At 63.3% G+C, this 16,080-nt stretch carries 13 protein-coding genes; 6 read left to right on the forward strand and 7 right to left on the reverse strand.

All coding sequences use genetic code 11. The features are described from left to right. Positions 1-27: 27 nt before the first annotated feature. Entirely contained in the window at positions 28-2,472 is a 2,445-nt protein-coding gene (locus ACN9MX_RS22315) for a TonB-dependent receptor (protein ID WP_426387796.1), read from the reverse strand. A gap of 197 nt (positions 2,473-2,669) precedes the next feature. Between ACN9MX_RS22315 and ACN9MX_RS22320 the strand changes: the two genes are divergently transcribed. Both ACN9MX_RS22320 and ACN9MX_RS22325 read left to right on the forward strand, forming a co-directional pair. After that, the gene (locus ACN9MX_RS22320; protein WP_426387906.1) at positions 2,670-3,524 is read left to right on the forward strand and encodes an enoyl-CoA hydratase; all 855 of its coding nucleotides are present in this window, start codon (positions 2,670-2,672) and stop codon (positions 3,522-3,524) included. Between the two features lie 5 nt (positions 3,525-3,529). Next, a complete protein-coding gene (locus ACN9MX_RS22325; protein ID WP_426387797.1) occupies positions 3,530-4,387 on the forward strand; it encodes an SDR family oxidoreductase in 858 nt (285 codons plus the stop codon). Between the two features lie 58 nt (positions 4,388-4,445). Here ACN9MX_RS22325 and ACN9MX_RS22330 read toward each other — a convergent pair whose 3' ends face one another. Together ACN9MX_RS22330 and ACN9MX_RS22335 are read right to left on the reverse strand one after the other, a co-directional pair. Continuing rightward, on the reverse strand, positions 4,446-5,666 hold the full coding sequence (locus tag ACN9MX_RS22330; protein WP_426387798.1) for an acyl-CoA dehydrogenase family protein: 1,221 nt from the start codon (positions 5,664-5,666) through the stop codon (positions 4,446-4,448). A 27-nt stretch (positions 5,667-5,693) separates the two neighbouring features. Beyond that, positions 5,694-6,740: a phosphotransferase family protein gene (locus ACN9MX_RS22335; protein ID WP_426387799.1), complete on the reverse strand. Its 1,047-nt coding sequence runs from the start codon at positions 6,738-6,740 to the stop codon at positions 5,694-5,696. A 398-nt stretch (positions 6,741-7,138) separates the two neighbouring features. On the opposite strand from ACN9MX_RS22335, the gene ACN9MX_RS22340 reads away from it, so the two are divergent. Genes ACN9MX_RS22340 through ACN9MX_RS22350 form a run of 3 tightly spaced genes read left to right on the forward strand, consistent with a single transcriptional unit; the run spans position 7,139 to position 9,471 of the window. Then, the gene (locus ACN9MX_RS22340) at positions 7,139-7,546 is read left to right on the forward strand and encodes a Zn-ribbon domain-containing OB-fold protein (protein WP_426387800.1); all 408 of its coding nucleotides are present in this window, start codon (positions 7,139-7,141) and stop codon (positions 7,544-7,546) included. Between the two features lie 21 nt (positions 7,547-7,567). Then, positions 7,568-8,734 (forward strand): lipid-transfer protein, encoded by a 1,167-nt coding sequence (locus ACN9MX_RS22345; RefSeq protein WP_426387801.1) that lies wholly within the window; start codon positions 7,568-7,570, stop codon positions 8,732-8,734. Continuing rightward, on the forward strand, positions 8,734-9,471 hold the full coding sequence (locus tag ACN9MX_RS22350) for a nitroreductase (RefSeq protein ID WP_426387802.1): 738 nt from the start codon (positions 8,734-8,736) through the stop codon (positions 9,469-9,471). The genes ACN9MX_RS22345 and ACN9MX_RS22350 overlap by 1 nt, the downstream gene beginning before the upstream one ends. A gap of 78 nt (positions 9,472-9,549) precedes the next feature. Here the strand turns inward: ACN9MX_RS22350 and ACN9MX_RS22355 are convergent, their stop codons facing one another. Genes ACN9MX_RS22355 through ACN9MX_RS22370 form a run of 4 tightly spaced genes read right to left on the reverse strand, consistent with a single transcriptional unit; the run spans position 9,550 to position 14,751 of the window. Next, positions 9,550-10,065, reverse strand: a complete 516-nt coding sequence (locus tag ACN9MX_RS22355) for a nuclear transport factor 2 family protein (protein ID WP_426387803.1) — start codon at positions 10,063-10,065, stop codon at positions 9,550-9,552. 24 nt (positions 10,066-10,089) lie between these two features. Next, positions 10,090-10,887 carry an SDR family oxidoreductase gene (locus ACN9MX_RS22360; RefSeq protein ID WP_426387804.1) on the reverse strand — a complete coding sequence of 266 codons (798 nt, stop codon included), beginning with the start codon at positions 10,885-10,887 and terminating at the stop codon, positions 10,090-10,092. A 44-nt stretch (positions 10,888-10,931) separates the two neighbouring features. Further along, positions 10,932-11,234 (reverse strand): hypothetical protein, encoded by a 303-nt coding sequence (locus ACN9MX_RS22365; protein ID WP_426387805.1) that lies wholly within the window; start codon positions 11,232-11,234, stop codon positions 10,932-10,934. 19 nt (positions 11,235-11,253) lie between these two features. Beyond that, positions 11,254-14,751: an indolepyruvate ferredoxin oxidoreductase family protein gene (locus tag ACN9MX_RS22370; protein ID WP_426387806.1), complete on the reverse strand. Its 3,498-nt coding sequence runs from the start codon at positions 14,749-14,751 to the stop codon at positions 11,254-11,256. 231 nt (positions 14,752-14,982) lie between these two features. Between ACN9MX_RS22370 and ACN9MX_RS22375 the strand changes: the two genes are divergently transcribed. After that, positions 14,983-16,077, forward strand: coding sequence for a CaiB/BaiF CoA transferase family protein (locus tag ACN9MX_RS22375; protein ID WP_426387807.1), 1,095 nt, complete (start codon positions 14,983-14,985; stop codon positions 16,075-16,077). Positions 16,078-16,080: the final 3 nt, after the last annotated feature.

The following is a 16,080-nucleotide window of genomic DNA, read 5'->3' on the forward strand; positions in this document are numbered from 1 at the left end:
GGCCGACGCCCATACCGTCGTAGGTCCTCAGAATTTCGCCGACAGTTCCATGCCGTACATGCGCGGGCGACCGACATTCGCGGAGTTCACGCCGAGCGACGGTCCCAACGCGAGGCCACCCACATAATATTTCTCGTTAAAGGCGTTGCGCATCCAGACCCCCAGACCAAGACCCGAGCCGGCGACATTGTCCCAGTCGATGCGAAAGTTGGCGAGCCTGTAGCCGGGCAGCTTGGTTTGCGGCGATACCGAACTGGCCGTGTTCGAGAAATAAAAGCTGGTCTGGCCGTAGACGTCGCCGCGAAGCCGCAGGTCACCCATGTCGTTCCCCAAGGGAACCGTCACGACCGCATAGGCGGAACCCGACCAACGCGGCGTATCGGCCACAGGGCCGAACAGGGTCGGATTGCCGAACACCAGCGCCTGATCCTTGGTGAACTTGGCATCGGTGAACGCACCGGACACGCCGACACTCAACCAACGCGCGGGTTCGATGCCCGTATCGAGTTCCAGCCCCTTGATCCGCGCCTCGGGCACGTTGACCGTGACCGCGATCGAGCCGAGCGCCGGATTGATGGGATTGGCGGGGAACAGGGTGCGCTGAACGTTTTTCACCTTCATGGAGTATGCTGAGAGATAAAAGTGCGTCCTCGCCTCGCCCACGCGCCCGTTGTACTTCAGGCCCGTTTCGAAGTCCTGTGCGACTTCGGGCTTGAACTTGTCGGTGTTCGTCAGCGTGGCGCTGAGCGCGGGCGGCGCCACGCCGTTGACGCCGCCGGCACGCCAGCTTTCACGCGCTACGACATAGACCAGGACATCGGCCGTCGCCTGATACTCCAGCCCCAGGTTCCAACTCGCCCGGTCGAACTTGGCGTCCGGCGTCGTGAGGCCGAAGAAGGTGCCGCCGGGCTGGTGATCCAGGCTGATCTTCTCCCACGCATAGCGAACCCCCGCACTGAATTTCAGGCCCGTGAGACCCGCCAGGGTGCCGAGATCGAAAGTGCCGTGCGCGAAGACGGCGGTCGAACGATCCCTGATCTTGAAGTTGGAGGTCGTGGACGCCGGCGGGATTATCGGCGCAAGATCGAAATAGCTTTGCGGGAAGATGGTATGGTTCCTGATATCCTGGAAATAACCACCCAGAATATATTCAAGGCCATCGTTCAGCAGCGATCCCTGCAATTGCAATTCGTTCGAAACAGACCGACTGGTGACTTCATTCGCCAAGTTGCGCAGCCCCCCGGTGAACGGTCGATTGATGTCGTAATTGGAAATCAGCAGATAGGGCGTGCCCGACTGTTCCGTGGAGTCAATTGCCCTTGAATAGGAATAGCCAAAGACATTCTTGATCGTCATGCTGTCGTTCAGCTTGATCGTGCTGTTGTTGACCACCGCGATGTCCTTGCCGCTGTGGAAGGACGGCGCGGCGGAATTGACCTGCCAGAAACCCAGCTGGTTTTTCTGACGGTCGAGAACACCCTGGATTCCCCTGGGGTCATAGCCGGGATGCGCCGCCAGGACCGCTGCCCATGCTCCCGGGAACCCGATGTTCGCATCCAGTTGGGGTCCGAAGAGAAGCTGCGTGCCGCACGGCAGCGGGGTGCCGTTTGCGCCGACAGCGCCGCAGCTATTGTAGCTATATATACTCGTTCCCGAATTGTTACCGCGCGAGCGCTCATACTGCACCATCAGCAGGTTCTCGACTCCATCCGACGGCTTGAGCAGCAGCGATGCGCGGTAGGCCTGGCGATCGACCTTGCCGAGTTCCCGATTGTCGTTACCGTTGAACACTGGCCCCCTATAGACATTGTCGATATAGCCGTTGCGCCGGGCGATCTTGAAAGCCGCGCGGAACAGGACGGTGTCGCCCACGAGAGGCACATTGGCGAACCCCTCGACATCGACCGCCTCGTAATTGCCATAGCCCAGCTTCAGGCTGCCGCCCGGCTCGGCGGTCGGGCGCGCGGTGGTCGAAAGCACCGCGCCGCCGGTGGCGTTCCGGCCGAACAAAGTGCCCTGCGGCCCCTTCAGGACCTGAACCGACTGAAGGTCGAAAAAGGATGCGATACCGCCGGCGACGAACGGCACTTCGTTCAGATAGGGGACAACGGCGGTCGACGAACCCGAAAAGGCATCGACCGTCTGTCCGCGGATCGCGTAGTTGAGATTGTTGTTCGACTGCGTTTCGCGAACGATGAGTCCCGGCACCGCCATCTGAAGGTCCGCCTGCGTCGAGACGGACCGCTGGGTAAGCGCCTCGGCCCCGAGCGCCGTCACGGATGTGGGGACGCGCGAGATGTCCTCCGCTCGGCGGCGCGCCGTCACGACGATATCGCTCGTCGGTGCGTCGGCGTTCTGGCCCCCGGCGGACGATTCGGCAGCCGTTCCGCTCGCTTGCGCAAGTGCGGGGATGGCGACGGAGGTGGCCAGCGCGGCCGCTGCGCAGGTACTGAAATATCGCGAAACCTTCATGCATGCCTCCCAATTTGCTCTTCGGGCGGCATGGTCCTTCCGCCTTCAAATCTTGTGGCGATGCCATAGGACAAGTAATGCGATGCCGGCTGCAGTGCGCATTGCCTCCAGTTGCGATTTCGCGCGAAAACCGCCCGTCGCTACTTCAACCAGTTCTGGAATGCTGGCTTGTTCGGTCCGCACCGTAGAGGAGGCGCATCTTGAGCAAGCAATTAGAACCCGTGATCTACGAAATGGCCGCTCCTCGGGTCGCCCGCCTCGTGCTCAATCGGCCTGAACGCCGCAACGCCCAGAATACCCGGCTCCTTTATGCCTTGAATGCGGCGTTCGACCGCGCTGCCCGCGACGATGGCGTTCACGTCATCATCCTGGCGGCAAATGGACCGCATTTTTCATCGGGACATGACCTGGACGAAATCGGCTCAGGGGACACTCACCGGAATATCCGGTCGGAAACCCCGGTCGGCACCTGGTGCGGCTTCGGCTGCGCGGGCGCTGAGGCGCAGATGGCATATGAAAAGGAAGCCTATCTCGGGCTGTCCGAACGCTGGCGAAATATTCCGAAACCGACGATCGCGCAAGTTCAGGGAAAAGTGATCACGGGCGGATTGATGCTGATATGGCCTTGCGACATCATCATCGCCTCGACCGATGCGACCTTCCAGGACACGGCCGTCGATCTGGGCGTGTGCGGGGTCGAGTTCTTCAATCATCCCTATGAGCTTGGCGTCCGCAAGGCCAAGGAATTCCTGTTCCGTTCGAACGTGCTGACTGCCGTCGACGCCGAAGCCGCCGGGATGATCAACCATGTCGTCGAACGCGACGCGCTCGAAACATTCACATTGTCGATCGCGGAGGAAATCGCCCGCAAACCGCTCTTCGCGCTGAAACTGGCCAAGGAAGCGGTCAACGCTGCGCAGGACGCGGCCGGTCGGGGCACGGTGCTGAACGCCGCCTTCGGTCATCACCAACTGACCCACGCCCATAACATGCTGGTGCACGGCATGCTCATGGACCCCACAAATCTGAAAGAGCAAAAGTCGAGGAGTTAGATCAGATGTCAGATAAGGTTCCCCATGTGCTGTCCCGCAAACCCGTTGCCATCATCACCGGCGCCGCTGGCGGCATGGGCAAAGCCTGCGCCCGCCGCCTGGCCAACAGCCACGGCCTGATCCTTACTGATTTCAAAGCCGGCCGGCTCGATGCGATCTCGGAAAGCTTGCGCGAGGAGGACAATGCCGACATCGTGGCGAGCATCTGCGGAGACATTGCCGAAGACGGGGTGATCCAGGATATCGCAGGGGCGGCGGCCGATATCGGCGATCGTTCCAAGATGCTCATCCATACGGCCGGCCTGTCGCCGGCGCTCGCCGGGTGGGCTGCCATCGTCAAAACCAACCTCGTGGGTACGGCCAAGCTGATCGAGGCGATCGAGCCGCTGTTAACGCAAGGGTCGGTCGGCATCCTGCTGTCATCGACCGCGCGCTGTTTCGTACCGGCGGCGGAGCCTGCCCTGACACAAGTGCTCGCGCAGCCGCTCGTGCCCGATCTGCTGGACCGGATCGCACCGCATCTGGGGGACGACGACGAAAGACGGACCGCCAGCGCCTACGCCTATTCGAAAGCCTGGACGTGCGACCTGGTGCGGCAGCGGGCGACGCGCTGGGCTAAAAAGGGGGCACGGATCGTCAGCCTATCGCCAGGGTTCATCCGCACCGGCATGACGAAAAAGGAGGTCGTCGATCGCCCGGAGATGAACGACATGCTCAAAGCCACGCCCGTCGGCCGCTGGGGCACCGTCAGCGACATTGCCAATGTCGTGGAGTTCGTCCTGTCGGACAAGGCCTCCTATATCACCGGAACCGACATCGTCATCGACGGCGGCCTGTCGGCCCGCATCCTGACGCAAGGATGATGTCCTTGCCACCTGCGGTTTCGAAGCGGATCAGCGGGTGGCGCAAATGCGCGGCGGGTCAGCCGGAATATTTCTTTTGCTCCAGCCTGGCGATTGTGCGCGCATGCACCTCGTCGGGGCCGTCCGCGATCCGCAGGGCGCGCACGCGCGCGAACAGGGCGGCGGTGCCGGCATCGCTATCCAGCCCACCGGCGCCGAACGCCTGAATGGCATTGTCGATGATGCCCAGCGCGGTGCGCGGCGCCATGACCTTGATCATCGAGATTTCGAGCCGCGCCACCTTGTTGCCGACCTTGTCCATCATGTCGGCGGCCTTGAGCGTCAGCAGGCGCGATGTCTCGATATCGATCCGCGCGTCGGCGATGCGCTGTTCCCACAGCGAGTGATCGATGAGGCGCTTGCCGAAGGTGCTCCGGCTCATCAGCCTGCGGACCATCTTTTCCAGCGCGACCTCGGCCATGCCGATGATCCGCATGCAATGGTGGATGCGCCCCGGCCCCAGACGTCCCTGCGAAATCTCGAACCCCCGCCCTTCCCCCAGGATCATGTTGGACGCAGGCACCCGGACATTCTCGAACGTCACCTCACAATGGCCGTGCGGCGCGTCGTCATAACCAAAATTGGTCATGTTCCGGCCGATCGTGATGCCGGGCGTGTCCATGGGAACGAGCAGCTGGGACGCCATCTGGTGCCGGGGCGCGTTCGGGTCGCTGCGGCCCATGACGATCATGATCTTGCAGCGCGGGTCGAGCACGCCCGATATCCACCATTTGCGCCCGTTGATCACATAATCGTCGCCATCGCGGCGAATTTCCGTCTGCATGTTCGTGGCGTCGGAAGAGGCGACGTCCGGCTCGGTCATCGCATAGGCCGACCGGATTTCGCCCGCCATCAGCGGCCGCAGCCAGCGCTCCTTCTGTTCGCGCGATCCATACATGTGCAGCAGGTCCATGTTGCCGGTATCCGGCGCGCTGCAATTGAAAACCTCCGACGCCCAGGTGATGCGGCCCATCTCCTCGGCAAGCGGCGCATATTCGAGGTTGGAAAGCCCGGCGCCGCGAAAGTCGTCCTCGTCGTGGCTCGACGGGCACATGAAGAGGTTCCAGAGCCCCTCCTTGCGTGCCTTGGCTTTCAATTCCTGCAATATCTGCGGCTGCTGCCAGCGATTGTCCGCGAGTTGGGCATAGTAAGTGGGAACGGCCTGATAGACCTGGTCAGCCATGAACTGGCGAACGCGGTCGAGCCATTCTGACTGGCGGGGTGAAAAATCGAAATCCACGGATTTACAACTCCTGTCGGATATATGTCAGGCTCGTGCGATGATAGATCGTGCTTCCTGAAGCAGGGACACGGCGGAACGGTGCAGGCGCTTGCCGGTTTCCATCTCGGCCAATCCCGTCTGCGCACGGGCGTGCGTGCCCTCCAGGATCAGCCCGAGCTTGTAGCAGGCAAGGACCTCGAACCACGGCAGATGGGCGAGCGACCGCCCGGACCGCTCGGCATAGCGCGCGATCATCTCGGCCGGCGTCGCAAAGCCATCCAGCGGCGCGACGCGCATGGTCTGCGGCTTCGCCTGACCCTCCATAGGCCAGCTCACCAGCAGGCGGCCGAGATCGACCAGGGGATCACCGAGCGTCGCCATTTCCCAGTCGACGATAGCGTTGAGACGCCCGTCTTCGGCGAAAATGCAATTCCCGATATGATAGTCGCCATGAATGATGCCCGGCTGCATGTCAGGCGGCACATTTTCCGCCAGCCATTGTCCGACGCCCGCGACGTCACCCAACGCATCCGGCCCTTCCCAGCCCGTGAAACGCGCATAGCTTTGCAATTCCCCGGCCCAACGGCCGACCTGTCGCTCAAGGAAGCCGTCCAGCTTGCCGAAATCCTCCAGGCCCTTGGCGATGGGATCGACCTTGGAGAGGGCAACGAGGCCGTCGATCATCTCAAGCCCCATGCGGTGACGGACCGGCGCGGAGGCCGCGACATGCTCCGGCATGACCACGGTGGGATTGAAGCCATCCAACGCCTCCATCACATAGAACAGGCCGCTCGCCACCGACAGATCGGTGCAAACGGCGACCACCGCCGGGTGCGGCACGTCACTGCCGCCCAGCGCCCTCAGCAGCCGGACTTCACGCTCCAGCAATCTGTTGCTATTCGGGCGCGGCTTGGCCGGAGGATGGCGCAGGACATAGTCACGCCCGCCATTGCTGAAGCGCATGACGATATTCTGGGTCCCGCCTGCAAGCTGCCTTACATCGTCAAGACCCGGACGCGCCAGAACGCCATTGGCCAGCAGCCAATGCTCGATGGCTGGCAGGTCCAGGGAATATTCCGACGCTGCGTGCAATGACTTTGCCTCCCTATAGCTGTGCCCGCCATACGCTGGCCATGCCAGCTGTGCATCCCCGCAAGCGGAACAGGCAAGAATCCAGCGATCAGCAGGCAAGAGGCAACCGGCGCGCAAGACAGCCGCCCACTAGCCCGTGCAGGCTCCATATCGGCGGTTGCTCGCGCGCGTGACAACGGCAGGCACCATCTATTGCAGCAGCGGTAGCTTTAGGCCCGTGGCGTGCCTTGTTGTCACGCGCGCGTTTTCCCATAGATGCTCGGGAGATACGGGAAGGGGGGATGTCAGCTGCTCCCTATCGGCCCGGATAAGGAACAGATTATGGACGGAACCCGTCATACGCCGCTGCAAACGATCCTCATTGCGCTCGACATCATCTCCATCATCGAGGAACCTTCATGACCGATCCCAACGCCAAGGGCCATAATGCGCCTTGCTCCAATCGAGACTTCGACTTTTTTTATCGCGGGCTGGAGGAAGGGAAGCTGCTGGTCCAGAAATGCACGGGCTGCGGCCAGTTGCGCGGCCTGCCCTCCCCCGGCTGCGGCCATTGCGGATCGCTCGACTGGGAGCCGGTCGCTCTGTCGGGCGAGGGCGAGATATATAGTTACGTGACGCACTATCACCCGCCCCTGCCCGGTTTCGCCGTGCCACATCCGATGGCCGTCGTCGCCATGGACGAGGGCGTGCGCCTGCTCGGCGCGATGGATGGCGCCGATCCCGCGCACCTGTCCATCGGCCAACGCGTGAAGACGCAATTCGTGCGACGCGACGCCGTCGCCGCCTTTCGCTTTCAAAATGTCTAATCCGTCGAACCGGAACCCAGCATGACCAGCATTTCCAACAAAACCGCGATCGCCGGCTATGGCGCGACCGAATTTTCGAAGAATAGCGGGCGCAGCGAACTGCGCCTTGCGGTGGAGGCGACGCTCGGCGCGCTCGCCGATGCCGGCATCGAGCCCGCCGAGGTCGACGGCATGTCGACCTTCACCATGGACAATAACAGCGAGCAGGAGATTTTCCGCGCCATCGGCGGACGGGACCTGACATTCTTCAGCCGTATCCCGCAGGGCGGCGGCGGCACATTGGGGCCGGTGCAGCAGGCAGCGATGGCGATCACCACCGGCATCGCCAATGTCGTGGTCGTCTACCGCGCGATGAACGAGCGGTCGGAATATCGTTTCGGGCAGCCGATGCATTCACTCCCGCCGACCAGCGACAATGTCGTCTTCGCCTATCATGGCTTTGCCGGGCTGATGACGCCGGCCGCGATGATGGGCATGATGATGCGGCGCTACATGCACGAGAGCGGGGCGACGAGCCTCGACTTCGCCAATTATGCGGTACTGGCGCGCAAGCATGCATCCACCAACCCCAAGGCCTTCTTCTACGGCAAGCCGATCACAGTGGAAGAGCATCAGGCATCGCGCATGATCGCCGATCCGCTGCATCTTCTCGATTGCTGCCAGGAAAGCGACGGCGGGGTCGCCCTGGTCATCGTCAGCGCCGAACGCGCGCGCGACCTGCGGCAGAAACCGGTCTATATCCGCGCCGCCGCCATGGGCTCGCCCAAGGGAACGGTCAGCCTCGGCGGGTTCTACAAGGACAATATCTTGCCGTTCGACGAGTGCGCGGCGGCCGCCCGCCAGCTCTACGCGCAATCGGGCATGTCGCCGCTGGATCTGGACGCCGCGATCCTCTACGATCATTTCGGCCCATCGGTATTCCCCGGGCTGGAGGCCTACGGCTTTTGCGCCAAGGGCGAAGCGAAAGACTTCGTCAAGGATGGCAATCTGGAGATCGGCGGCAAGCTGCCGATCAACATGCATGGCGGCCAGCTTGGCGAGGCCTATATCCATGGCATGAACGGGGTGGCGGAGGCGGTCCGTCAGCTGCGCAGGACGGCGGCCAATCAGGTGCCCAATGTCCGCAACATGCTGGTCACCGCCGGCAGCGGCCTTCCGACGACCGCCGCGATATTGGGAGTGGACTGATGGCATCGGTGGAACGCGAAGAAATCGACAATGCGCCGGGAATGACGGCGGACGCGCAGGTCATCTCACGTCTGCTGGCCGATCGGTTCAGTTGCCGTGCCTATCAGCCCGATCCGGTCCCGCACGACGTCGTCCACACCATGTTCAGGCTGGCGCAGAGCGCGGCATCCTGGTGCAACAGTCAGCCCTGGCAGGTCCATGTCACCGAAGGCGAAGCGACCGAGCGTTTCCGGGAAGCCTTCTACAGCCGCGCGCAGGCGGACGCCGCAGCCGGGGCGATGACGGCCAGCTCCGACTTCCCTTTTCCCGCCGCCTACAAGGGCGTGTACAAGGAACGGCAGCGGGAGGTTGGCTGGCAGCTCTACGAAGCGGTAGGCGTGGCCTATGGCGACCGCGAAGCATCGGCGCGCCAGGCACTCGAAAATTTCCGCCTGTTCGGCGCGCCCCACGCGCTCGTGCTCACGACGGAGCGGGATCTTGGCACCTATGGGGTGCTGGATTGCGGTAGCTATCTGGGCACGCTGCTGCTCGCGGCCCAGTCGCTCGGCATCGCCATGATCCCGCAGGCGGCGTTCGCCAACTACAGCCCGCTTCTGCACGAGTTTTTCGGCATCCCGGACCATCGCGCGGTGGTGTGCGGGGCATCCTTCGGCTATGCGGACATGGAGCATCCCTCCAACAGTTTCCGTTCGCGCAGGGCGGCGACCGACGACATTGTTGCATGGGTCAGCGAATAAACTCAGGGTCGGTAGTTCACCCGCCGGAGCGGGAGGATCTGCGGCGGGGAAGGAGAAGATTCTTCCCCGCCGCATCGGTCATTTGGTCAATGCGTTGAAATAACGCACGCGCCCCGCCAGCCGTTCGGCGCGAAGGGCCGTGAGCGGAAGCTGGAACTTCACGCCGGGCACGGTTTCGTTGACCAGCGGATTGCCGCCCCACCAGATGATCCGGCAGATGCGGGTGGAAATGCGCCAGCCCTGCGCGGTGCGGACCAGCTCGTCATCGTACCAGCCCGTGCCCTCCCAGAAGTCGCCGCCGGGGAGCCCCAAGCGGATGAGCCGCCATGTCGCGTAGGTCAGGGCATTGGCCCTGTCGCCATCGACCTTGACCATGTGGTGCATCATCGTGTGCTGCGTGCCGTCGAACGGATCATGATAGACCTCGAACTCGGACTTCAGTGTGGCAAGGTCACGCCAGTGCGACGTTTCGCTATAGTCGGCATCGATATCCTGCGTGAAGACACTGTCGAACAGATCCCAGGCCTGCGTATCGACGGCCAGACCATAAAGGTTTACGACGTGCTTTATTTCATTTTCGTCCTGTAGTGACATCGACTTCTCCTTTGCTCTTATCGATTAATAGGGCGTGCCGACCAAACCACCGTCGACCATGACCACCTGGCCGGTGATGTAGCTCGCCCTCTGCGAGCACAGGAACGCCACGGTCGCGCCGATCTCCTCCGATGTCCCCTGACGTTTGAGGGGGATGGTGGCGTCGAGAGCAGCCGCCGCCGCCGCGGGGTCCTGCCCCTGTTCGCGAGCCAGCTCCGCCATCCAGGCCAGCGCCATTTCGGTCGCGATGAAGCCCGGCGCCACGGTGTTGACGGTAATGCCGTGGCCGCCAAGCTCGTTGGAGAGTGACTTGTTGAGCGCCGCCGCGCCGGCACGGGTCACATTGTCGACGATCAGCGGAATGTGCCAGTGCGGCTTCTTCACGCAGAAGGACCCGATCGTCACGATACGGCCCCATCCCCGTGCCTTCATGCCGGGCACGACCGCGCGCGCCAGATACATGGCGCTGAGAACGATCAGATCATAGCCCGCGCGGAAATCGTCCGTGGTAGCGGTGTCGAAGTTCAGGCGCGCCGTGCCATAGACATTGGCGACGGCGATGTCAGGGTCGCGGCCGAGCCGCTCCTTGCAATACTCCACCGCTCCCGCGATCGCTTCGGGATCGGTCATGTCGGCGGACAGCCCCTCGGCCACGCCGCCTTCGGCGCGGATCGCGGCCACCGTTTCGTCAATGGCGTCCTGCCCCCGCGCCAGGATCAGGACATGAGCCCCTTCGCGGGCCAGTTCCTCGGCAGCCCCGCGCCCCATGCCCTTGCTGCCGCCGCTGACGAGCGCGATTTTTCCCTTTAGTCCAAGTTCCATCTTTCTCTCCCGAATATGTTATGCGGGCGCCGCAGCGCCAAGCGTCAGATGTAGGCGGTGCTGGCCATCACCGAGATGGCTTCGGATTCGACCAGATCAGCCATGGGCCGCAGGATTTCCTGGCCTTCAGGCCCCGCACAGGCGTGCAGCCCGCGCTCCACGTCGGCAAATGCGTCGAGCTTCCAGACATGGACAAGCTTGCGAAAGTCGCCCGTGACGGGTTGCAGCGCCTGCACCATATGCCAGCCATTGCGCGCCATGAACGGCGCAAGCCTTTTCATCATTGCCGTATAGTCCGGCAACTTCCCTATCTTCAGCACCACGTCAGTGTAGATGAAATAGCCCAATTCCTATCCTCCTGCCCGGTCAATTATCCTGGGATGCCAGCGCCCTTGGCTGCGTTTGCGCGCTGCCGCCCTTGCGAAAGGTTTCAAGCAGCCTCGCCCTGACCACCTCATATTGTTCGAACGCCGCATGCTTGACCGGCCCGTACCCACGCACTTCCTGGACGGCGCCCGCCAGTTCGATCGCGGTATCCAGGTTCGTTGCATCGACCTGCGGCAGGATATCCTTGATCATGGAGCGATAGTCCGCGATCAGCGCCCTCTCCATCCGGCGCTCCGCCATGTAGCCGAATGGATCGAACGGGGTGCCACGCAGCCCCTTGAACTTGGCCAGCACCCCGAACGCGCGGAGCATCCAGCCGCCGATTTCGCGCTTGCGCGGCCGGCCGTTGGCGTCCTTGCCCGTGAACAGCGCGGCGGAGGCCAGATGGAAGGACAGCTTCAGGTCGCCGTCGAACTGCTCCCGCAACCGCTCCATGAACTTGGGATCAGTATAGAGACGCGCGACCTCATATTCGTCCTTATACGCCATCACCCGCGCGAGCGAGATGGCGATCTCCCGCACGAGCAGATCGCCGCCCTCGACGGTCCGACCGGCGATGACCGAAGCCGCATGGGCGACGAAGTCGCCATATCGCTTCGCATAGTCCGCATTCTGATAGGATGTCAGCAGCGCTATGCGACGCTCGACAATCTCGTCCAGCGACATATTGGCCAGGCTGACGGGCGAAGGGGCGATCATGCGCGAAAGCTCGTCCGGCGCCACCGCCGCCAATCGACCGATGGCGAAGATGCGCAGATTGCCCTTCACGAAGGTGCCGTTGAGGCGGATCGCCTCTTCCAGCGCCGCGATCGATACCGGCAGCAATCCCTTCTGTGCTGCGTAGCCCAGCATCAGGACATTGGTGCCGATGCTGTCGCCCATCATCGCCGTCGAGAGGCCGCTGGCGTGAAGGCTGAACAATTCTCCATCCTTCAGGGCCCGCGCGACGGCCGCGACCAGCGCGGTATCGTCATAGCTGGCATCGCGATTTGTCTGGAATTCGCCGGTCGGGCTGACGTCGGCATTGACAACGGCCTTCGAACGGCCCGGCTCCAGCGTCTTGAGCACGTCCGGGCTCGATCCCACGATGGCGTCGCAGGCGAGCAGAACGTCCGCATGGCCGAAGCTGAGGCGCGTTGCGCTCAACTCCGCCGGGCTGGACGCGACGCGGATATGTGCGGTCACGGCGCCGCCCTTCTGCGCCATGCCCGTCATGTCGAGCACGGTGCAGCCCTTGCCCTCGACATGGGCGGCCATCCCGATCAGCGCGCCCACGGTGAGCACCCCGGTCCCGCCGACACCCGCGACGATCATCGAAAAGGGGGTGTCGAGCGCGACGGTCGCCGGCGCGGGAAGTTCGGCGAGCATGGCGTCCAGCCGGGTCGCATCGCCGGCGATGCGGGTCGCGACCTTCGCGCCCTTGATCGTCACGAAGGACGGGCAGAAGCCCTTCACGCAGCTGAAATCCTTGTTGCAGGTCGACTGGTCGATCCGGCGCTTGCGACCCAGTTCGGTTTCCAGCGGCGTGATCGAGATGCAGTTGGACTGCACCGAACAATCGCCGCATCCCTCGCACACGTCCTGGTTGATGAAAACCCGCTTGTCGGGATCGGGGAAGGTGCCCCGCTTGCGCCTGCGGCGTTTTTCGGTGGCGCAGGTCTGTTCATAGACGATCGCGGAAACACCCGTGGTCTCGCGCAAATCCTTCTGCACGGCGTCGAGATCATCGCGATGGCGCAACGCGACCCCCTTTGGCAGCTTTGCGGCGTCGAACTTTTCCGGTTCGTCCGACACCAGCACGACCGGGTTCACGCCTTCGGATACGAGCTGATTGACCATGTCGATGGGGGATATGTGCATATCGACCGGCTGTCCGCCGGTCATGGCGACGGCGTCGTTGAACAGCAGTTTGAACGTGACGCGCGTGCGCGCCGCGACCGCCGCCCGGATCGCCAGGATACCGGAATGCGAATAGGTGCCGTCGCCCATGTTCTGGAACATATGCTGTTCCTCGACATAGGGTTCGACCGCAAGCCATGGCATCGCTTCCCCGCCCATGTTGACAGGCAGCATCGTCCGCCGTTCGGGCATGACATAGGCAGCAAGGCCCTGGCACCCGACGGCGGCCATCGCCTTGCTGCCTTCGGGCACCTTGGTGCTCGTATTATGCGGACAACCCGAACAGTAGAAGGGTGGCCGCACCCGGCCGCCGCCATAAAGCGCCGCCTCCACCTCCATCGCCGCGAATCGCCGGCCCGCCGCCTCCATAGCATCGTCCGCCAGGCCGAGTTCGCGCAGCACGGTCAGCAACGCCTTGCGGATCAGCGCGGGGTTGAGTTCGCCCACCTCGGGCAGCAGCGCCTCGCCCCGCAGCGAGCGTTTGCCCAGAATAGCGGGGCGATCGGCGGCGGCGAGGCCATAGAGCAGGCGCGCAAACTGATCCTCGATCACCGGGCGCTTTTCCTCGACCGAGAACAAGGCCCTGAAGCCGGTGGCGAAGCGGGTCGCTCCCTCCGGTTCGAGCGGCCAGACGAGACCGGGCTTCCAGAGCCCGATACCCAGTTCGCGGCAGCGTTCCTCCGTCAGCCCGAGGTCGCCGAGCGCCTGCCGAAGGTCGAGATACGCCTTGCCCGCCGCCACCAGGCCCAGTTCGCGTCGCGGTCCGTCCATCACGACGCGGTCGAGCGCGTTCGCGCGGACGAACGCCTGTACCGCCGGCAGGCGGTGCTGCACGGTCAGCGCCTCCAGTTCCAGCGGCGCGGGTGTGTAGCGCACGTTGAGGCCTCCCGGCGGAACCGGATAGTCGGGTCTCGCGAACACGCGATGGATGTCAGGCAACTCGATCGATGCAGTCAGGTCGAGCGTGTCGGTGATGCACTTCAGCCCGGCATAGGCGCCGCTGAAACGAGACATCGCCCAGCCGTACAGGCCGAACTCGATGATCTCGTCGATGGTTGAGGGATAGAGGACCGGGATCATCCCCGCGATCAGCGTATGTTCCGATTGGTGCGCGCTGGCTGAAGACTTGCCGCCATGATCGTCGCCGGCCACGACCAGCACGCCGCCTGTCGCCGAAGCGCCTTCCAGATTGCCGAGCTTCAGCGCCTCGCAGGCACGGTCGACGCCCAACCCCTTGCCATACCAAAGCGCGAATACGCCATCGTAGGAGGACTTGCCGAACCAGGCCAGTTCCTGCGTCCCGCGCACCGCGGTGGCCGCAAGCTCCTCGTTCAATCCGGCCACGAACCGGATGTCGTGCGCGTCGAGCTCCTTCTGCGCCGCCCACAACGCCGCGTCATAGACGCCGAGCGGAGACCCGCGGTAACCCGAGATGTAGCCGCCGGTCTTGAGGCCTGCGGCGCGATCGCGCCGCGCCTGGTCCAGTGGCAGGCGCACTAATGCCTGGTTGGACGACAGGAACACCCTTCCCGACAGAAGGTCGTACTTGTCGTCCAGAGATATCACTGTCTTCGTCATGTCGTTACCGTCATAAAGGAAAGGTAGACGGGCTCATCGCGCTACGAGCGCCGCAACGGCCGATAAGGCCTGTATTATGGCAAGATGGTGGACCCGGCGGCACAATGCCACCCTATTGCACCCGTGGACCAGCGCGCGATCAATTAGCGCACAATGTCGATTTGCGATCATGCATATATGCGACGAACCGGCGCCATGCCGGCTGTTATGTGTCGAACGAGGGAGGATGAAATGGCGAGCGGACCGTTGGTCGGGATAAGGGTCGTCGAGTTCGCCGGCTTGGGTCCTGGCCCCTTCGCCGGCATGTTCCTGTCGGACCTTGGCGCCGAGGTGATCGAGATAGCTCGCGAGGGCACGCCTCCCCCCCCGGCATTTCGCGGCGAGTCCCGAGGCCGCAAGCGCATCTGCCTAAACCTCAAGTCAGCGGACGCGGTCGAGACTTGCCTCAAGCTGATAGAAAAGGCCGACCTGGTGTTCGAGGGCAACCGGCCCGGCGTCATGGAGCGACTTGGCCTGGGGCCGGAGGTCGTTATGGCGCGCAACCCTGCCGTCGTTTACGGACGCATGACCGGGTGGGGTCAGTATGGACCATTGTCCGATGCGGCCGGACATGACCTCAACTATCTGGCGATCACGGGGCTGTTACACGCCATCGGACCGGCCGAGCGCCCGGTGCCGCCGCTCAACCTGGGGGCGGATTATGGCGGTGGCGCGATGTTCCTCGTCGTCGGCATGCTCGCCGCGTTGATCCATGCGCGCACGACGGGCAAGGGACAGGTCGTCGATACCGCAATGACCGATTGCGCATCCTATCTCGGTTCGCTTTTTCACCATTTCCAGGCGGCAGGCGTATGGGACGACCGGCGCGAAGTGAACCTGCTGGACGGCGGCGCGCACTTCTACGGCAATTATGAATGCGCCGATGGGCGTTTCGTCGCGATCGGGTCGATCGAGCCGCAATTCTATCAATTGCTTTTGGAAAAGACGGGCGCCGCCGATCGATTGCGGCACAAGCAGATGGACAAGGCCCACTGGCCGGAGATGCGCGCGGTTTTCCGCGACCTATTCCTGACCAAGACGCGGGATGAGTGGTGCGCCCTGATGGAGGGCACCGACGTCTGTTTCGCGCCAGTCCTAAGCCTTTCGGAAGCACGCGAGCATCCGCATCAGGTCGAGCGACAGGTGTTCGTCGAATCGGGCGGCGTTCTGCAGGTCGCGCCGGCGCCCCGCTTTTCCGAAACGCCTGGCGCAATCCAGTGGCCGCCTTCGGATCGAACATGGACCGCCGACGATATCCTGGCCGGGTGGTCGACGCCCAGGCCGTGAGAG

Source organism: Sphingobium sp. R-21 (assembly GCF_049913335.1).
GTDB lineage: Bacteria > Pseudomonadota > Alphaproteobacteria > Sphingomonadales > Sphingomonadaceae > Sphingobium.

Bases quoted from the DNA above. Each gene is read 5' to 3' on its own strand.
- ACN9MX_RS22315 (WP_426387796.1), bottom strand. From the start codon at position 2,472: ATGAAGGTTTCGCGATATTTCAGTACCTGCGCAGCGGCCGCGCTGGCC.
- ACN9MX_RS22325 (WP_426387797.1), top strand. From the start codon at position 3,530: ATGTCAGATAAGGTTCCCCATGTGCTGTCCCGCAAACCCGTTGCCATC.
- ACN9MX_RS22340 (WP_426387800.1), top strand. From the start codon at position 7,139: ATGACCGATCCCAACGCCAAGGGCCATAATGCGCCTTGCTCCAATCGA.
- ACN9MX_RS22345 (WP_426387801.1), top strand. From the start codon at position 7,568: ATGACCAGCATTTCCAACAAAACCGCGATCGCCGGCTATGGCGCGACC.
- ACN9MX_RS22350 (WP_426387802.1), top strand. From the start codon at position 8,734: ATGGCATCGGTGGAACGCGAAGAAATCGACAATGCGCCGGGAATGACG.
- ACN9MX_RS22355 (WP_426387803.1), bottom strand. From the start codon at position 10,065: ATGTCACTACAGGACGAAAATGAAATAAAGCACGTCGTAAACCTTTAT.
- ACN9MX_RS22360 (WP_426387804.1), bottom strand. From the start codon at position 10,887: ATGGAACTTGGACTAAAGGGAAAAATCGCGCTCGTCAGCGGCGGCAGC.
- ACN9MX_RS22370 (WP_426387806.1), bottom strand. From the start codon at position 14,751: ATGACGAAGACAGTGATATCTCTGGACGACAAGTACGACCTTCTGTCG.
- ACN9MX_RS22375 (WP_426387807.1), top strand. From the start codon at position 14,983: ATGGCGAGCGGACCGTTGGTCGGGATAAGGGTCGTCGAGTTCGCCGGC.